Raw genomic sequence first — 16,417 nt, forward strand, 5'->3', positions numbered from 1 at the left:
GCGACCCACAAGTCAGGGAGGGCCAGGATGACCGAGAGCAACGACAGAGACACAGGCAGGGACACAGGCAGGGACACCGGCAGGAACAGAAGCGGCGCCGGCGCCGGGGACACCAGGGATCCGATCGGCACGGTGGCCGACGAGGCGCGCAAGCTGTTCGACTCGATCCAGGGCCGGGCGACCCGCCAGGTCGGCAAGACCGTGTTCAACTCCTTCACCGGCGGCGGCGGCCGTAAGGAGCGGGACGTGTGGGAGGAGGCCGTCTCCGAGCCGCACGACGAGTACATCTGCCGCGCCTGCCCGGTCTGCCGGGCGATCGCGGCGCAGCGCGAATCCGGCGGCGACGTGACCGGGCACCTGGTGGCCGCGGGCGGTGAGCTGTTCGCCGCCTTCCGCGGCGCGCTCGACGCGCTGAGCAGGCCCGCCACGCGCGACAGCAGGCCGCGCGACGACCGCGACCGCGACGGACGCGATCGCGGCGACGTGGAACACATAGATCTGGGATAGAGGAGACACGGGGCATGCTCACGATCGGTGTCGACATCGGCGGGACCAAGGTGGCCGCCGGCGTGGTCGACGACAGTGGCGAGATCGTCGAACACACGCTGAGGCCCACCGCCGCCGACCGGCCGGACGTGGTGGCCGAGACGGTGGCCGACGTCGTTCGCGAGCTCTCGCAGGGCAGGGACATCGAGGCCGTCGGCGTCGGGGCGGCCGGGTTCGTGGACGAGACCCGGTCGATGGTGCGCTTCGCGCCCAACCTGGCCTGGCGCGAGGAGCCGCTGCAGAAGAAGATCAGCGGCATGGTCGGCCTGCCGGTCGTGATCGAGAACGACGCCAACGCCATGGCCTGGGGCGAGACCCGGTTCGGCGCCGGCAGGGGCCAGTCCCACGTGGTCTGCATCACGCTCGGCACCGGCATCGGTGGCGGCCTGGTCTTCGACGGCGCACTCTTCCGCGGCCGCTGGGGCATGGGCGCCGAGCTGGGCCACATGCAGGTGCTGCCCGGCGGGCGCCAGTGCGGGTGCGGCAACGTCGGCTGCTGGGAGCAGTACGCCAGCGGCCAGGCCCTGGTCAAGGACGCCAGGGAGATCGCCGAGGCGGAGCCGGAGCGGGCCCGCACCCTGCTCGGCCTGGCCGGCGGCAAGATCGAGGGCGAGGAGGTCACCGAGGCCGCCCGGCTGGGCGACGAGGCCTCGCTGGCCGCCTTCCGCAGCCTGGGCGACTGGCTCGGGCAGGGCATGGCCGACCTGGCCGCCATCCTCGACCCCGGCTGCTTCATCGTCGGAGGCGGGGTCTCCCGCGCCGCCGACCTGTTCATCGACCGGGCCAGGGAGGCGTTCGGCGAGCGGATCACCGGCAGGGGGCACCGCCCGCTGGCCGAGATCAAGCTGGCCGAGCTGGGCGCCTCGGCCGGGGTGGTGGGCGCGGCCGACCTGGCCAGGCGGCGCTAGAGCCGCCGCCCGCACGTGACGATCAGGATCGCGACCTACAACGTCCACGGGATGCGCGACGACGTCCCCGCGCTGGGCCGGGTCCTGGCCGCCGCGCGCGCCGACGTGGTGTGCGTGCAGGAGGCGCCCAGGTTCGGCCGCTGGCGGGCCAGGCGCGCGGCCCTGGCCGCCGCGGCGGGGCTCGCCGTGGCCACCCCCGCCAGGACCGGCGGAGTGGCCGTGCTGACCGGCCGGCGCGTGCGCGTGCTGCACGCCGAGAGCCACGCGCTGCGCTCCTTCCTCGGTCTGGAGCGGCGCGGGCTGGCCGTCGCCGTGGTGCGCGCCGAGGGGGCGTGCCTGGCCGTCGGCTCGCTCCACCTCGACCTGCACCAGGCGGCCAGGTCGCACCACGCCGCCGAGGCGATGGCGATCATGGAGAGCGTGGCGGCCCGCCACGACGCCGCGATCGTGCTGGCCGGCGACATCAACGAGCGCGCCCACCAGCCGGCCTGGCGTTACCTGGCCGGCCGGCTGGCCGACTGCTACGCCGTCGCGCCGAAAGGCGACGGGCTGACCTTCCCCGCCGACCGGCCGTCCGCCAGGATCGACGCCGTCTTCGCCGCGCGCGAGACGAGCGTCCTGTCGTGCGGGGGAGTGGACGCGCCGAGCGCCGATCTCGCCGGGGCCAGCGACCATCTGCCTGTCGCCGCGGAGTTGCGAGTTGGGCACTAGAGGGCAGAACAGGCTGTCCAGCCCGTAGCATTTCCTCATGACCCGTCGCTCTCAGCGGCGTGCGCTCTCCTTGATCTTGGCGACGTCCGTGGCCTTGACGCAGGTCACGCCCGCCGCGCATGCCGATCCCCGTCCCGCCCAGAGCGAGGCCCAGGTTGAGGCATGGCAGCAGTCGACCAGCGTCCGCCTCCAGCCCGACGGCTCCCTGTCCGACGTGCTGGCGATCTCTCCCACCGACGTGTGGGCGGTCGGACAGCAGGAGATCTGGGACGTCTGGAAGAACCGCGGCACCATCCGCCACTGGGACGGCAGCAGGTGGTCCGAGGTCAGCGTGCGCGACGCCACGGCCGCGGGCAACCTGCGCGGGCTGGCCGCCGCGTCGACGTCCGACGTGTGGGCGGTCGGCGACGGGCACGACGGGGTGCCCTACCTCGCCCACGGCGACACCGGCGGGTTCGACCGGCTCCGGCCGCAGGCGCTGCGGGCGGGAGACTGGCTCGGCGGCATCGACGCCAAGTCCGGCAAGGTCGTGGCGGTCGGCAGCCGCGAGCGCCAGGCCCTCATCCTCACCGGCCAGGGCAGCACCTGGAGCGCGCAGCAGACCAAGGAGAAGGGCGCGCTCTACGCGGTGGCGGGCGGGTTCGCGGTCGGCGACACCGGCACCGGGCCGCTGATCATGCACAGCTCCGGCGGCACGTGGAAGTCCATGCCGGTGCCGTCCGTCCCCGGCGGCTACCTGCGCGACCTTCAGGTCGACAACTCCAAGCGGGCGCTGGCCGTGGGCGGCGTCTACCGCGGGCCCGGCGAGATCTCACCGCTCGCGCTGGCCTGGAACGGCAAGCGCTGGCGCCGGCTGCGGCTGCCCGGCGCCGAGGCCAGGATCTACGGGGTGACCGGCGACGGCAAGGGCCGCTACTGGATGACCGGCTACGATCCCTCCCGGGCCGCGGAGCCGTTCATGACGCGCTGCGAGAAGGGGCGCTGCGAGGTCATCAGGGGCGAGGCCAAGAAGGGCAGGAGCAGCGTACGGCTGCAGGCCGTGACCTATCTGGCCGGCAAGGGCACGGTGTGGGCGGTGGGGCACGCGGTCGACAAGGCCGACCGCTACACCGACGTGGTGGAGACGTTCGCCCCCAAGACGACCACCCAGAAATCCTGAGCGGCCGCGAGACAGTCCTGAGCGGCCGCGAGACAGTCCTGGGCGGTCGCGAGACCGCCCGGCCCGGCGGTGGCGGTGGCGTTCAGAGGACCGCGCCGCAGTTCCAGGGCGCGTTCCGGAGGACCGCGCCGTTGTTCCAGAACGGGTTCAGAGGACCGCGCCGTCGTCCCAGCCCGAGTCGTTCGGCGGGCCGTCGCCCATGCGCACCACGAGTGCCACGAACCCGCCGATGAACGCCGCCACCGCGGTGAACAGCGCCCAGCCCTCCATGTGCCAGCTGGCCATCGCCGCGACCAGGAGGTAGGCGGGGCCGCCGAACAGCGCCACCCACGCCAGCTTGGTCGCCAGGTCGACCTTGGGCAGCGGAGGCGGCGGCGGGGGCTCGAAGTGCCCCTCGTCCTCCTCGTCGTCGTCCCGGCCGGTGGGGTCGTCCTCGGGATCGTGGCCGGCCGCGTCGCCGCCTTCCGGGTGCTCCGGCGGCTTGACCACCCGGCGGATCGGCTCGGCGGGGACGTTTTCGCTGTCCGGCCATGGCTGGTCGGCCGAGTCACGCTCGGCTGTGTCGTTGAAGGACGCGACGATCTGCCGCCAGACCTCGTCCTCGTCACTCTGGGGCGTCACCTAGATGGGCCTCTCCGCAGCGATCGCGACTTCCCCCTGGGTGCGATCAGTCCCTCTGCAAGGGTACCGAGGCATGTGTCCGGATGAAGTCGAGGCTACCGGCAAAGATCCTGTCGGCATCGTTGTCCAGCGTCGCAACATGGTAGCTATCGGTAAGCTCCTCGATCGTGGCCTGCGGGACCTTCGCACGGATGATCGCGACACTCGCGGGCTTGACCACATGGTCCTCCGTGCTGTGGAAGACCAGCAGCGGTTGTGTCACCTTCGCCAGGTCGGCCTGCACCAGCGACCACAGGCCGGGCAGCGAGGCCGCCGCCTTCACCGGGGTGCGGGTGTAGGCCAGCTCTCTCACGCCGGGCTTCTTGACGTCGTTGGCGACGCCGGGGACCGACGCGACGAACCACTTGAGCAGGGGCGCCAGCCGCAGCAGCGGCACGTCGAGCGTGATCGACGGGTTGACCACCATCACGCCTCTGATGGCCGCGCCGTGCACCTCGGCGAGTCGCAGCGCCAGGCAGCCGCCCAGCGACAGCCCCGCCACGAACACCTCCGCGCACCGGCCCTGGAGGTCCGCGAACGCCTTCTCCACCTCGGCGTACCAGTCCTCCCAGCGGGTCCGGTTCATCTCCTGCCACCTGGTGCCGTGCCCGGGCTGGCGGGGCAGCGAGACGCTGACCCCGTGCCCGGCCAGGTACTCGGCCCACGGTCGCAGCGACTGCGGCGTCCCGGTGAAACCGTGGCACAACAACACGCCGATCTGACCTGCGTCGTGGTGGTAGGGCTCCGCGCCTGGCATGAGCGGCATAACAGCTCCTCTGTGCTGTTTCATTCCGGCTATTTCCTCCAGAACGGCCCGATCGTCGCATGTTTCGAGGTGTTTGTGCGAGAGGTGATGTAGGAGCATGGCCGTCGAGGTGGGAAGATGACTCTGCCCGCCGGTGGATGACGGCCGGACGAAGTGCCCGCATGACGACGTGCGCAGGAAGAGGTGCCAGGTGTTCTACTGGGTGGTCAAGGCCATCTTGGGGCCGTTCCTCCACCTCGTGTTCAGGCCGTGGACCGAGGGCGCCGACAACGTGCCGAAGCAGGGGCCCGCGATCCTGGCCGGCAACCACCTGTCGTTCGCCGATCACTTCTTCGGCCCGCTGCAGATCCGCCGCAAGGTCATCTCGCTGGGCAAGGCCGACTACTTCACCGGCAGCGGCGTCAAGGGCTTCTTCACCCGGCTGTTCTTCAGCGGGGTCGGCACCGTGCCGATCGACCGTTCAGGGGGCAAGGCCAGCGAGGCGGCCCTGCGCACCGGGCTGCGCATCCTGCGCGAGGGCAACATCCTGGGCATCTACCCCGAGGGCACGCGCTCGCCCGACGGCCGCCTCTACAAGGGCAAGACCGGCGTGGCCCGGCTCGCGCTGGAGTCGAGGGTGCCGGTGATCCCGTGGGCGATGGTCAACACCTACGAGATGATGCCGCCAGGGCGGCTGCTGCCCAAGCTGGGCATCCGGCCGGGCGTGAAGTTCGGCAAGCCGCTCGACTTCTCCCGCTACTACGGCATGGAGGACGACCGGCTGGTGCTGCGCGCGGTGACCGACGAGATCATGTACGCGCTGATGGAGCTGTCGGGGCAGGAATACGTCGACAAGTACGCCGCCAGCGCCAAGGTCGAGATGGAGCGCGCCGCCCGCGCCGCGGCCGCCAAGCACTAGGGCTCCGGTCACACGGAGGAGCGTAAGGCCTCCTCCGTCTTGCGCATCGCGCTCGTCATGGCGCGCAGCTCCTCGCGGCTGAGCCGGTCGATCAGATATTCGCGCACGACCTCCAGGTGGCCGGGCGCCACCCGGTCCAGGCAGCTCATGCCCGCCTCGGTGAGCACCGCCAGCACGCCGCGGTCGTCGGACGGGCAGGTCTCCCGCCTCACCAGACCGGCCTTCTCCAGCTGGGTGATCTGGTACGTCAGCGCGCTCTTCGACGACACGACGCCCCTGGCCAGCTCCGTCATGCGCAGCCGGCGGCCGGGGGCGTCGGCGAGCCGCACCAGGATCTCGTACTGCGGGTGCGTGAGCCCCGCGGCGGCCTTGAGCTGCTCCTCGATGCGCCGTTCGAGGAGATGAGAGGTGGACAGGAAGGCGCGCCACGCCGCCATCTCGGTCGCGTCCAGCCAGCGGGGGTCTGTCCGGGGGTCCGTCACCGCATCAGTGTACTGTCGTTCGAATTTGAACGACCACTGCTAGAGTTGTCGTTCAAATTCAAACAATCATCGAGGAGAGCGCATGGTGGATCAGGTGCGTCCCGTCGTCCTGCTGCTCGCCAGGATCGCCGTCGGGGTGATCTTCCTGGTGCACGGTTACCAGAAGTTCGCGACCATGGGGATCGCGGGCACGACCAAGTTCTTCGAGTCCGTCGGCATCCCGCTGGCCGGCCTGGCGGCTCCGGCCGTGGCCGTCCTGGAGATCGCCGGTGGGCTGGCGCTGATCCTGGGCGTGGCGCTGCCCGTCGCGGGCGCGCTGCTGGCCCTCGACATGATCGGCGCGATCGTCTTCGTCCACGGCGCCAACGGGCTGGCGGGCGAGGGCGGCTACGAGTTCGTGCTGGCCCTGGCCGCGGCCAGCCTGGCCGTCGGGTTCACGGGGGGCGGCGCCTTCGCCCTCGACCGCGTATTCGATCGCCGCCGCGGCACCGCCCCGGCCATCGCGTAGCCACCGGCCATCGCTGCCCAGGACCCGCGCACCCACCGTGCGCGGGCTCTTGCGGTGGCCCGCCGGTTGCGCGCGGGGTCTTGCCATGCGCCCGCCGGCGGGTCAGGTCAGGCGGGCGCGGATCTGGGCGATGTGTTCGGGGGTCGTACGGCAGCAGCCGCCGATCAGCGACGCGCCCGCCCGCTGCCACTCCACGGCGGCCACGCCGAACTCCACCGGGTCGGCCAGGCCCAGCCAGCGACGGCCGGCCGCGTCCCACGTCTCGCCCGAGTTCGGGTAGACCACGACGGGCAGGCGGCCGGACAGGCACGAGATCAGCCCGGGCAGGTGGCGGGGCGCCGTACAGTTCGCGCCGACGGCCACCACCTGCGGATTGCCCGTGAACAGCGCGGCGGCCCGCCGGATCGGCGTGCCGTCGTTGAGCCGCTCGCCGTCGCGGCAGGAGAAGCTCACCCACGCCTTCACCTCGGGCGTGCTCCGCAGCAGCCTGGCCAGCGCCCGCGCCTCGGGGTAGGACGGGATCGTCTCGCAGGCCAGCAGGTCGGCCCCGGCCGCCGCCAGGATCTCCCAGCGCGGCAGGTGCCAGGCGTACAGGCCGTCCTCGTCGAGGTCGTAGTCGCCGGTGTATTCGGCGCCGTTGGCCAGATAGGCGCCGTACGGGCCCACCGAGGCCGCCACCAGCCCCCGCCCCGCCTCGTCCCGGGCCTGCCCCGCCAGCTCGACCGACAGCCGCAGCAGCCGCGCCGCCTCGGCCGCGTCCAGACCGCGCCGCGCGAATCCCGGCAGTGAGGCCTGGTAGCTGGCCGTGGTGGCCACGTCGGCGCCGGCCGCGAAGAAGTCGGCGTGCACGCGCCTGATCAGCTCCGGCTCCTCCAGCAGCAGCCGCGCCGACCACAGCTCGTCGCGCAGGTCCGCGCCGAGCCTTTCGAGCTGCGTCGCCAGCCCGCCGTCCAGGACAAGTGTCGTCACTTATTTAGGGTATGTGCGGCCCGAACAGCCCCGGAACGCGGCGATCAGACGACCGGGCAGGCCAGGCCCGTCCGGTGGCGGCACCACCGTGATCGCACGGCACCGCCGGACGCGCGACTCCGGCGATACTCGCGGCGAGAGGTCATGGGGGAGGGGTGGGCAGGGCGGCGAGGTGGGCCAGGAGGTGGGGGTCGAGCACGAGGACCTCGCCCGCGCCGATCTTGATCACGCCCCGCCGTTCGAACCCCCGTAGGGCCCGGTTGACGCTCACCCGTGTCGCCCCGATCTCGGCCCCCAGCCCCGCCTGCCCGCCGTGCAGCGGCACCCGGCCGCCCGCGCAGCGCCGTACCAGCCAGGAGGCCACCCGCGACGGCACGTCCCGCGTCGCCGCGTCCAGCAGCCGTTCGTCGAGATCCCGCACGGTGGCGGCCAGCGTGCGCAGCATCCGCGCCGCCACGGACGGCTCCGAGGCGACCAGTTCCATCACGGCGGCGCGCGGCAGGTAGGCGACCCGCACCGCCGACATGGCCGTGCGCGTGGCCCGGTGCGGCCCGTCCACCAGCAGCGCCGTCTTGTCGAACGCGACCGGCGCCGCCTCGACGGCCAGGACCACCTCCCTGCCCTCCGCGCTCACCCGCCCCGCCTTGACCCGCCCCTCCAGCAGCACGATCAGCTGATCGGCCGGGTCACCCTCCGTGCACAGGACCTGCCCGGCCGCGTACCGCCGCGCGCGGGCCACCGCCTCCAGCGCGCGCAGCCGCTCCTCGCCGAGCCCGCCGAACATGGGCAGGCAGGCCAGTGTGTACGTCATGTATCCCGTGATACACCACCCCCGTGACCCACGATGCTGACCGGCCGGGCCACCGCGCCCTAACGTGACGGGGCATGGCGAGATACGTGCTGCAATTGGCCTTCGACACCGACCCCAGACGACTCGCGGCCCGCCCCGCGCACCGAGAACACCTGCGCCGCCTCAAGGAACAGGGCCGGCTGGTGACCGCCGGCCCTTGGGCCGACGACAGCGGGGCCCTGCACGTGTACGAGGTGGCGGACGAGGCGGAACTGCGGGACATCCTCGGTCAGGACCCGTACACGGCGGTGGACGGCTACGAGATCGTGCTGCTGCGGGAGTGGAGCCCGATCTTGTAGCCGTCCATGTGGTGAGGTCAGCCGCGTTTCAGAGGGGATCGTGCCGTCTGCTGTCGGGTCCGGGCCGAAAGTCATCGTCGGGTCCGTAGACGGCGGTGGACGGCTACAAGGTCGTGCAAGTTGCCCGATCCTGTAGCCGCCGGTGTCGTGATGTCAGCCGCGCTTCCAGAACGGCCCGCGCCGCCTCCCGTCAGCTTCGGACCGGGAGCCGTCGCCGGATCCGCGGCGGCCCGGGTCGAGGTCAGGACCGGTGCCCGAGCCGGGGCCGCCGGCAGTACCGGGACCGGCAGCAGGATCGGTGCCGGAGCCAGAGTCGGTGGCTGGGCCGACGCCGGATCCAGGGCCGGGGGACGGGCGGTCGACGCCGAGGAGCCTGGTCAGGAGCTCGACGGCGCGGTCGTGCAGTGCTCGCGCGTCGGCCCCCGGCCGCTCCGCCGCCTCCAGTTCGCCGGCCAGCCGCTCCAGCTCCTCGTGGCCTCCGAGGTAGGCCGCCAGCGCCGCCAGCCGGGTGCCCAGGTCGGCCAGGTACAGCGGGTCGGGCAGCGGCATGGCGTTGAGCCGGTCCAGCTCGGCGGCCAGTTGGGGGCGTACCGACTCCACCCGGTGCCCGGCGCGCCCGCCCGCGGACCCTGGCCGGCGGGCGGACCACCCACCTCTGCCCGTCCCCGCAGGGGCGGGAGGGGCGGGCACGGACGGCCCGCCGAACGTGGGCTCGCCCCCGCCGAACAAGGGCCCGCTCTCCGGCCCGCCGGGCACATTCCCGCTACCCGGCCCACCGGACGCGGGCGCGCCTCCCGGCCTGCCGGGCACAGGTCCGGCGCCGCCGGCGAATCCCTGGTCCAGGTCGGTCAGCCCAGGTGCCGACGGCATGCGCATCCGGGGCGGGGCCGCCGGTGCGGGGGCCGCGGCCAGCATCACGCCGGCCGCGAAACTTCCGCCCATCGGCGGCGGCGCCGGCATCTCCCAGCCGCTCGGCGGCTCGACCGGCTGGATCACCCGGTGCTGCGGCCCCTCGCCGGCGACCTGCCGGGTGTCGACGGCCACGTACGCGGTGAAGCGGCAGAGCACGCCGTACTCGAGCGACGTGCGCACGATCGTGTCCTCCAGACCGTGCTCGCCCATGGCGTAACGGTCCTCCAGCTCCCGCAGGTGGGCGCGGGCCCAGACGGCGCGGACGGCCGGGTTGTCCACCGTCACGCCCTCGGCCCGCTCCTCCCACGGCGCGCCCGACGCCATCCCGCGTACGGTGACCGACGAGCCCTCGCGGTAGCGCCCGTACGCGCGCAGCGGCACCCCGGGGAAGATCGACCCGAGATGGGTGACCGTGCCGGGCTCGACGTCGAGCTCCTTGATCTCCAGGTCGGTGACCAGCGGCGCGCCGATCCTGCGGTGGATGTGCTCCATGGCCGCGTCGAGCCGGTCCTCCGACTCGACCAGCTCGCACCGGCCCGCGCCGAGCCCGGCCAGCCGGCCGAGGAACCCGGCGTTCACGGCCCTGTCGATGCCGACCGTGTGCACGCGCATGGCCGACAGCGCGCCGCCCGCCTGCTCCAGGATCTGGTCCTCGTTGCCCACCTGGCCGTCGGTGACCAGCACCACGACGCGTTCGCGCCCGCTCTCGCCGTCCAGCAGGGCGATGGCCTGACGCAGCGGCTCCAGCAGCTCGGTGCCGCCGCGCGCGTCCACCCGGGACAGGTGCTCGACCGCGCGGTAGCGGTTGCGGTCGGACGCCTGCGCCATCCCCTCGAACGCCTGCTCCACCACGGAGTCGAAGGTCAGCACCGCGAACCGGTCCTGCGGCGTCAGCGTGTCGACGATGCGCGCGGCGGCCCGCCGGGCGCACACCATCTTCCAGCCGCCCATGCTGCCGGACCGGTCGAGCAGCAGCACCAGGTCGCGTGGGGTGCGCGGAGCCTCCAGCGGCGGCGGGAGCACGGTGAGCGCGAACGTGCCCCGGCCGTCGAGCTGCAACGCCGTGGAGGCGTCGAACGACAGCCGCAGCACGAAGTCACGGTCGAGCCGCTCACCGGGACGCACGCGTACGGTACGGGTCGCCTGATCGGGCCCGCCGGTCTCCTCCTCCACGACGTGCAGGCTGGAGGCCAGCTCGCGCAGCTCCAGACCGGCGGCGTCCACGCGCGCGGTCAGCGACAGCCGCACCGGGTCGGGGAAGCCGGGCAGCAGCACGGGAGGGCTGATCCTGGAGGCGTCGGGGACCGCGCCGGTGTCGGGCGCCGTGCCGTCACCGGCCGGCGGCCCGTCGATCGGCCTGCCGGGGATGTAGCGCGGCGCCACGACCAGCGGGAACCTGAACGTGGCCGCGCCGTCCTCGTACGGCAGCGGCTGGCTCATCGACAGCGTGACCCTGACGCGCTCGCCGGGCAGGATGTTGCCCACCCTGATCGTGAACACGTCGGGCCGCTCCTCCTCGGCGATGGCCGCCCGCCTGCCCTCGCGCAGCGCCTGGTCGTAGTCGGCCCTGGCCTGGCCGCGCTCCTTGAGCACGCCCTCGACCACCCGGTCGTCGGCCTCCATCCGGAACGCGGTGACGGCCGCGCGGTCGGGCAGCGGGAAGACGTACGTGGCCTCCAAGGTGACGTCGAACGGGTTCCTGAACCCCTGCGTGACCTCGACCCCGGCGATGAGTCCCGAGATGTCCGCGGCCACGTCCACGCTCTCCAGCGGCAGGTTGCCACGCTCGGTCAGCAGCGCGCCGAACCCGGCGTCCGGCACCGGCAGGCACCGCGCGGGCTCCAGCGAAGTGATCTTCATATCAGCTCCCTCTCTTCGAGCACCGCGAGCAGCGGTCCCGCCGCCGCCAGCACCGCCTGAACGTCCTCCTCCGACGGGACCCGCCCCGCGTCCAGCACGAGCCGCACCCCGTCACCCAGCCTGACCCCCGTAACCACCCCACCACCGGCTCTGCCCCGCCGCCGCGCCGCTGCCGCCTTCCCGTCCGACGCGCCCGCAGCCTTTGCCGCACCGGCAGCCTTTGGCGCGTCCGGCCCGCTAGCCGTGTCCGGCCGCTCGGCCCAGAACCGCCCGCGCGTCGCCCGCCTACCGCCTTCGCCGTCGGCCGGGCCTCCTTCCACGGGCCCGTCCTCAAGGGATGCGCCACCCAGGGATGCGCCACCCAGGGATGTGCTGTCCGAGGATGCGCCGTCCTGGAGGACGCCGTCCGGGGAGGCGCTGCCCAAGGGCGTGCCACCCGGGGAGGCGCTGTCCGAGGATGCGCCGTCCTGCGGGGCGCTGTCCAGGGGTGCGTAGCCCGGGGGTGCGTTGCCCGGGGCGGTGCCATCAGAGGACGTGCCGTCCAAGGATGCGCTGTCCGAGGGCGCGCTGCCGGGGGTGGCGTTGTCTGGGGAGGCGTTGTCTCGGAGGGTGCTGTCGAGGCGGTGGGCGGCGGCGTGGTGGGTGTTGCTGTCGGGGAGGGCGCCGGGCATGGGGGCCGGAGCGGGGCCGAGGTGGGCCGCTGACTCCAGCATGTGGTCCGTTGCCCCCGCCAGGGCCACCTGGATCTCGGCGATCGACCGGCCGGCGGCCTGTAGCCGTTTCACCGCCACCAACTGGAGCAGGTGCCGTCGCCCGTAGCGGGCGATCCGGCCGCGTCGGGTCAGGGGCGGGTCGACCAGGCCGATGGTCGTGTACCACCTGATCAGCCGCTCCCCGGGCACGTCGCGGACCCGGCCGTTGGCAGGAGGCGGCGCGCTGTCGCGCAGGGCGCGCGCCGCGTGCTCGGCCAGCTCGCCGATCGTCCAGGTGTCGCTCATACGACCACACTGACACTGTCACTATTACACTGTCAACTAGCAGAATGTGGGAAGAACCACCCCCTGAAGGAGGTTGATCCAGGTGTAAAGCTCACCCCTCGGGGAGGAGAAACAGCATGGCTACGATCACCGGCCCACTTTCGGGCGATGCAAAGAACACCGTCGCGGAAGCCCTTCAAGGCGCCCTGGTGGATCTGATCGATCTGTCCCTGGTCGCCAAGCAGGCGCACTGGAACCTCGTCGGTTCCCACTTCCGCGCACTCCACCTTCAGCTCGACGAGGTCACCCAGCTGGCCAGAACCCACATGGACACCATCGCCGAACGCGCTGTCGCCCTCGGGATCAGCCCGGACGGCCGCTCCGCCACGGTCTCCCGTTCCACGAAGCTGCCTCAGCCGGAGAGCGGCTGGATCGAGGACGGCAAGGTGGCGGCGACGATGACGGACATCCTGGACGGCATCAGCAAGCGCATGTACGAGCGCATCCGGGCCACCGAGGAGGCCGATCCGGTCAGCCAGGATCTGCTGATCGCGGTGACGCAGGAACTGGACAAGCAGCACTGGATGTTCCAGGCCCAGCGCTGATACGGGGTTGCAGGCCCAGCTCTGATGCGGGGCGGAGAGCCCGGGCTCGCGAGCCCGGGCTTTCGCAGGTCCGGCAGCCGCAGGCCTGTGCTGGGTTTCGGGTGTCCGGCCGTCGGAGGTCGGTGCTGGGTTTCGCATGCCGGGGCGGGCTTCGGGGTTTGCGCAGAGTTTGAACTCGCGAGTCCCTGCCATTCATGTCGGTGCGGTCGACTAGCGTGGCACCTAGAGGGAGGCCCAACGATGTCCCGCAAGACTCTCCTCCGCACGGGCCCGCTCTTGGCGGGCGGCATCAGCCCGTACGGACCGCTCGGCCTGACCGGACCCGGCGGCCTCGCGCTGCCCCCGGGGTTCACCGGCAGGGTCGTGGCCCGCTCGGGCGACAAGGTCGCCGGCCTGACGTGGCACGCGGCGCCCGACGGCGGCGCCTGTTTCCCCGACGGAGCCGGCTGGATCTACGTGTCCAACTCCGAGTTGCCCCTGCTCGGCGGCGCCTCCGCGCTGCGCTTCCGCGCCGACGGCAGTGTCGCCGACGCTTACCGCATCCTGTCGGGCACCGATCTCAACTGCGCGGGCGGCGCGACGCCGTGGCACACCTGGCTGTCGTGCGAGCTCGGCCACCGGGGCCGTGTGTTCGAATGCGACCCCTACGGCGCGCGGGCCGCGCGTCCCCGCCTGTCCATGGGCCGCTTCAAGCACGAGGCCGCCGCCTGCGACCCAGAGCGGCGCGTCATCTACATGACCGAGGACGAGCCCGACGGCTGCTTCTACCGGTTCCGGCCGGGTGACTGGGGTGACCTGACCGAGGGCACGCTGGAGGTCCTGTGCGGCTCCGGCCGCTGGCAGGCGGTGCCGTCGCCGGCGGCCCTGCTCAAGGAGGCCCGCCACCAGGTCGACGACGCCCGCCACTTCGACGGCGGCGACGGCTGCCACTACGCGGGCGGGGTCTGCTACTTCACCACCAAGGGCGACACCGGGCTGTGGGCCTACGACGCCCAGACCTCGTCGCTCGACCGGCTCTGCGAAGGCGTGCGGGCCATCACCGCCGCCCCGTCAGGAGACCTCTACGTCGCCAGGGAGCGCGCGGAGATCGACGTCATCGCGCCCGACCGCGCGGTGACCCCGTTCCTGCGGCTGGAGGGCTACGACGGGGCCGAGCTGACCGGGCTGGCCTTCTCACCCGCTGGCGAACGGCTCTACTTCTCGGCCAGGCGCGGCCGCACGGAGGGCCACACGTTCGAGGTAGCGGGACCCTTCCGCCCCTGACCACGAGCCGGCCGGTTCAGAGGTGGCCCCCTCTGTGCCTGACGACAACCGGTTCAGGGGCGGCGGGCCCCTTCCCCACCTGACACGAGCGGACGCGGCCAGTGGCGGGCCCCTCCGTGCCTGACGGGAGGCGGCTCAGGCGGTGGGGTGGAGGTCGAGGGACCACATCTGTTCGTTGACCGGTACCCCGTTCTCCACCCCCTCCTCCTGCGACTCCAGCTCGAACCCAGCCGCCTGATAGATGCGCCGCGCGCTCACCAGGCTGTCTCGGGTCCACAGCACGATCCGCTTGCAGCCCTCGGCCCGCGCGTGCCGCAGGCACTCCTCCACGAGCCGCCGCCCCAGGCCCAGGCCTCGCGCGGACGGCTCGACCAGCAGCATCCGCAGCTTGGCGGTGGTCTCGTCCTGGCGTACGTAGAAGACGCACCCGACGCGCCGGCCGCCGGACTCGGCGATCCAGCCGGTGTCGCGGGTGAGGTCGAGTTCGCCGACGATCCTGGCGACGAGCTGCTCGAACTCGATGCCCCAGCCGTACTCGGAGCTGTAGAGGGCGCCGTGCCGCTCGACGACCCAGCCGAGGTCGCCGGGGCGCGGCGGCCTGATCACGTACGGCTCGCGCTCCCGCTCCGCCTCGCTCAGCAGGGACCTGATCGAAGCCATGCTCGACACCAGCCGCTCCTGGTCGGCCTCGGCCAGGCCGGACATGAGCCGGCCGATCGCCTCGGCGGAGCGGGCGTCGAGCCCGGCGAAGACCTCGTCGCCGGACCGGGTGAGCCGGACGAGCTGCTTGCGCGCGTCGGCGGCGGAGCGTTCGCGGGTGATCAGCCCGTCGGCCTCGAAGCGGGTCAGGATGCGGCTGAGGTAGCCGGCGTCGAGACCGAGCAGGCCGCGCAGCTCGCCGGTCTCCATCCGCTCGGCCTGCGCGAGCTCGAACAGCACCCTGGCCTCGGTGAGCGAATACGGCGAGTCGAGCATCCCCGCCTGGAGCGCGCCGATCACCTTCGTATAGAACCGGTTGAAGGCTCTCACCTCAGAGACCCTTGCTTCCGTCAACGAACTCATTGCCGCAGTCAACCATAGGAGGACCCCCGCTGTGAAGTACGTGCGCATAGGCGGATACGGCCCCGGCATTGTCACGGTCGGCGGCGGGCTCACCAGGGTGACGTCACCGTCGTTCCTGGCCGCCCATCCCTCCCAGCCCGTCCTGTACGCCGTGGGCGAGCTCGAACGCGGCTGGCTCACCGCCTTCCAGGCCGACGGGAGCGACCTCGGCCCCCTCGACGAGCGCCCCAGCGAGGGCTCCTACCCCTGCCACGTCGCCGTGGCGCCCGAGGGCGGCCTGCTCGCGGTGGCCAACTACGGCGACGGCACCGCCACCCTCTACCACCTCGATGAGCGGGGCGCGTTCGCGGGCGAGCCGATCGTGCTGCGCCACGAGGGCTCGGGCCCCGACAAGGACCGTCAGGAGGGCCCGCACGCCCACCAGGTCGTCTTCCGCGACGGGCTCGTGCACGTCTCCGACCTCGGCACCGACGAGATCCGCCGCTACCGCTACGACGGCACCGCGCTGGAGCCGATCACCCTGCCGCCCGGCACGGGGCCGCGCCACTACGCCTTCTCCGGCTCGCGCCTGTACGTGGCGGGCGAGCTCGACGGCACCGTCACCCTGATCGACGGCGAGCGCCGCACGACCGTGCCCGCCTCCCGCCACGAGGGTGACAACGCCCCCTCCCACCTGCAACTCGACGGCGACCTCGTCTACGTCGCCAACCGCGGCCCGAACACGATCGCGGTGCTGCGCGCCGCCGACCTGTCGCCGGTCGCCGAGGTGCCCTCGGGCGGCGACTGGCCCAGGCACTTCGCGATCGACGGGGACCGCCTGTACGTGGCCAACCAGAACTCCCGCGAGGTCACGATCTTCACGCTCCGGGACGGCGTCCCCGAGCCCTCGGGAGAGAGGTACGAGGTGGAGAGTCCTGCCTGCGTGCTGATCCGGTAATCACTTCGCCAATCCGGAGCTCCCGGCGCCGGAGGGAGGCGACCA

18 protein-coding genes are annotated in these 16,417 nt (G+C 72.6%); 10 read left to right on the plus strand and 8 right to left on the minus strand.

From position 1 onward, the window contains the following. Positions 1-27 precede the first annotated feature (27 nt). The 4 genes from AB0C27_RS32980 to AB0C27_RS32995 are packed head-to-tail and all read left to right on the plus strand — an operon-like array spanning position 28 to position 3,324. Positions 28-507, plus strand: coding sequence for a DUF5304 family protein (locus AB0C27_RS32980; RefSeq protein ID WP_357851956.1), 480 nt, complete (start codon positions 28-30; stop codon positions 505-507). Positions 508-521: 14 nt separating this feature from the next. Beyond that, entirely contained in the window at positions 522-1,454 is a 933-nt protein-coding gene (locus AB0C27_RS32985) for an ROK family glucokinase (RefSeq protein WP_357851959.1), read from the plus strand. A gap of 15 nt (positions 1,455-1,469) precedes the next feature. Next, positions 1,470-2,165: an endonuclease/exonuclease/phosphatase family protein gene (locus AB0C27_RS32990; RefSeq protein ID WP_357851962.1), complete on the plus strand. Its 696-nt coding sequence runs from the start codon at positions 1,470-1,472 to the stop codon at positions 2,163-2,165. 37 nt (positions 2,166-2,202) lie between these two features. Continuing rightward, positions 2,203-3,324, plus strand: a complete 1,122-nt coding sequence (locus tag AB0C27_RS32995; RefSeq protein WP_357851965.1) for a hypothetical protein — start codon at positions 2,203-2,205, stop codon at positions 3,322-3,324. A 147-nt stretch (positions 3,325-3,471) separates the two neighbouring features. Here AB0C27_RS32995 and AB0C27_RS33000 read toward each other — a convergent pair whose 3' ends face one another. Both AB0C27_RS33000 and AB0C27_RS33005 read right to left on the minus strand, forming a co-directional pair. Next, a complete protein-coding gene (locus tag AB0C27_RS33000) occupies positions 3,472-3,945 on the minus strand; it encodes a hypothetical protein (RefSeq protein ID WP_357851968.1) in 474 nt (157 codons plus the stop codon). A 46-nt stretch (positions 3,946-3,991) separates the two neighbouring features. Next, complete coding sequence (locus tag AB0C27_RS33005; RefSeq protein ID WP_346112612.1) at positions 3,992-4,750, minus strand: alpha/beta fold hydrolase; 759 nt, start codon at positions 4,748-4,750, stop codon at positions 3,992-3,994. Positions 4,751-4,940: 190 nt separating this feature from the next. Here AB0C27_RS33005 and AB0C27_RS33010 point away from each other — a divergent pair, with 190 nt between their 5' ends. Further along, the gene (locus tag AB0C27_RS33010) at positions 4,941-5,648 is read left to right on the plus strand and encodes a lysophospholipid acyltransferase family protein (RefSeq protein ID WP_346112630.1); all 708 of its coding nucleotides are present in this window, start codon (positions 4,941-4,943) and stop codon (positions 5,646-5,648) included. 8 nt (positions 5,649-5,656) lie between these two features. Here the strand turns inward: AB0C27_RS33010 and AB0C27_RS33015 are convergent, their stop codons facing one another. Beyond that, on the minus strand, positions 5,657-6,130 hold the full coding sequence (locus tag AB0C27_RS33015; protein ID WP_357851971.1) for a MarR family transcriptional regulator: 474 nt from the start codon (positions 6,128-6,130) through the stop codon (positions 5,657-5,659). 82 nt (positions 6,131-6,212) lie between these two features. Between AB0C27_RS33015 and AB0C27_RS33020 the strand changes: the two genes are divergently transcribed. Then, positions 6,213-6,638 carry a DoxX family protein gene (locus AB0C27_RS33020; RefSeq protein ID WP_346112614.1) on the plus strand — a complete coding sequence of 142 codons (426 nt, stop codon included), beginning with the start codon at positions 6,213-6,215 and terminating at the stop codon, positions 6,636-6,638. A 102-nt stretch (positions 6,639-6,740) separates the two neighbouring features. Here the strand turns inward: AB0C27_RS33020 and mmuM are convergent, their stop codons facing one another. Continuing rightward, positions 6,741-7,607, minus strand: coding sequence for a homocysteine S-methyltransferase (mmuM, locus tag AB0C27_RS33025; RefSeq protein ID WP_357851974.1), 867 nt, complete (start codon positions 7,605-7,607; stop codon positions 6,741-6,743). Positions 7,608-7,749: 142 nt separating this feature from the next. Further along, on the minus strand, positions 7,750-8,418 hold the full coding sequence (locus tag AB0C27_RS33030) for a Crp/Fnr family transcriptional regulator (protein ID WP_357851977.1): 669 nt from the start codon (positions 8,416-8,418) through the stop codon (positions 7,750-7,752). A gap of 74 nt (positions 8,419-8,492) precedes the next feature. Here AB0C27_RS33030 and AB0C27_RS33035 point away from each other — a divergent pair, with 74 nt between their 5' ends. Then, positions 8,493-8,756: a YciI family protein gene (locus tag AB0C27_RS33035; protein WP_357851980.1), complete on the plus strand. Its 264-nt coding sequence runs from the start codon at positions 8,493-8,495 to the stop codon at positions 8,754-8,756. Positions 8,757-8,909: 153 nt separating this feature from the next. On the opposite strand, the gene AB0C27_RS33040 is transcribed toward AB0C27_RS33035, so the two are convergent. Then, a complete protein-coding gene (locus AB0C27_RS33040) occupies positions 8,910-11,528 on the minus strand; it encodes a VIT domain-containing protein (RefSeq protein WP_357851983.1) in 2,619 nt (872 codons plus the stop codon). Next, positions 11,525-12,526, minus strand: coding sequence for a helix-turn-helix domain-containing protein (locus tag AB0C27_RS33045; RefSeq protein WP_357851986.1), 1,002 nt, complete (start codon positions 12,524-12,526; stop codon positions 11,525-11,527). The genes AB0C27_RS33040 and AB0C27_RS33045 overlap by 4 nt, the downstream gene beginning before the upstream one ends. A gap of 116 nt (positions 12,527-12,642) precedes the next feature. Here AB0C27_RS33045 and AB0C27_RS33050 point away from each other — a divergent pair, with 116 nt between their 5' ends. Together AB0C27_RS33050 and AB0C27_RS33055 are read left to right on the plus strand one after the other, a co-directional pair. Further along, positions 12,643-13,110 (plus strand): DNA starvation/stationary phase protection protein, encoded by a 468-nt coding sequence (locus AB0C27_RS33050; protein WP_346112621.1) that lies wholly within the window; start codon positions 12,643-12,645, stop codon positions 13,108-13,110. Between the two features lie 240 nt (positions 13,111-13,350). Then, complete coding sequence (locus AB0C27_RS33055) at positions 13,351-14,373, plus strand: alkaline phosphatase PhoX (RefSeq protein WP_357851989.1); 1,023 nt, start codon at positions 13,351-13,353, stop codon at positions 14,371-14,373. A gap of 135 nt (positions 14,374-14,508) precedes the next feature. Here the strand turns inward: AB0C27_RS33055 and AB0C27_RS33060 are convergent, their stop codons facing one another. Continuing rightward, positions 14,509-15,402 carry a bifunctional helix-turn-helix transcriptional regulator/GNAT family N-acetyltransferase gene (locus AB0C27_RS33060; RefSeq protein ID WP_357851992.1) on the minus strand — a complete coding sequence of 298 codons (894 nt, stop codon included), beginning with the start codon at positions 15,400-15,402 and terminating at the stop codon, positions 14,509-14,511. Positions 15,403-15,466: 64 nt separating this feature from the next. Here AB0C27_RS33060 and AB0C27_RS33065 point away from each other — a divergent pair, with 64 nt between their 5' ends. Next, positions 15,467-16,372, plus strand: a complete 906-nt coding sequence (locus tag AB0C27_RS33065; protein ID WP_357851995.1) for a beta-propeller fold lactonase family protein — start codon at positions 15,467-15,469, stop codon at positions 16,370-16,372. The last annotated feature ends 45 nt before the right edge of the window (positions 16,373-16,417 follow it).

The organism is Nonomuraea sp. NPDC048882, from assembly GCF_040649755.1.
Taxonomy (GTDB): domain Bacteria; phylum Actinomycetota; class Actinomycetes; order Streptosporangiales; family Streptosporangiaceae; genus Nonomuraea; species Nonomuraea maheshkhaliensis.

Excerpts from the sequence above, each read along its gene's own strand:
- AB0C27_RS33050 (WP_346112621.1), top strand. The coding sequence starts at position 12,643 with ATGGCTACGATCACCGGCCCACTTTCGGGCGATGCAAAGAACACCGTC.
- AB0C27_RS32980 (WP_357851956.1), top strand. The coding sequence starts at position 28 with ATGACCGAGAGCAACGACAGAGACACAGGCAGGGACACAGGCAGGGAC.
- AB0C27_RS32985 (WP_357851959.1), top strand. The coding sequence starts at position 522 with ATGCTCACGATCGGTGTCGACATCGGCGGGACCAAGGTGGCCGCCGGC.
- AB0C27_RS33030 (WP_357851977.1), bottom strand. The coding sequence starts at position 8,418 with ATGACGTACACACTGGCCTGCCTGCCCATGTTCGGCGGGCTCGGCGAG.
- AB0C27_RS33040 (WP_357851983.1), bottom strand. The coding sequence starts at position 11,528 with ATGAAGATCACTTCGCTGGAGCCCGCGCGGTGCCTGCCGGTGCCGGAC.
- AB0C27_RS33055 (WP_357851989.1), top strand. The coding sequence starts at position 13,351 with ATGTCCCGCAAGACTCTCCTCCGCACGGGCCCGCTCTTGGCGGGCGGC.
- AB0C27_RS33035 (WP_357851980.1), top strand. The coding sequence starts at position 8,493 with ATGGCGAGATACGTGCTGCAATTGGCCTTCGACACCGACCCCAGACGA.
- AB0C27_RS32995 (WP_357851965.1), top strand. The coding sequence starts at position 2,203 with ATGACCCGTCGCTCTCAGCGGCGTGCGCTCTCCTTGATCTTGGCGACG.
- AB0C27_RS33005 (WP_346112612.1), bottom strand. The coding sequence starts at position 4,750 with ATGCCGCTCATGCCAGGCGCGGAGCCCTACCACCACGACGCAGGTCAG.
- AB0C27_RS33045 (WP_357851986.1), bottom strand. The coding sequence starts at position 12,526 with ATGAGCGACACCTGGACGATCGGCGAGCTGGCCGAGCACGCGGCGCGC.
- AB0C27_RS33020 (WP_346112614.1), top strand. The coding sequence starts at position 6,213 with ATGGTGGATCAGGTGCGTCCCGTCGTCCTGCTGCTCGCCAGGATCGCC.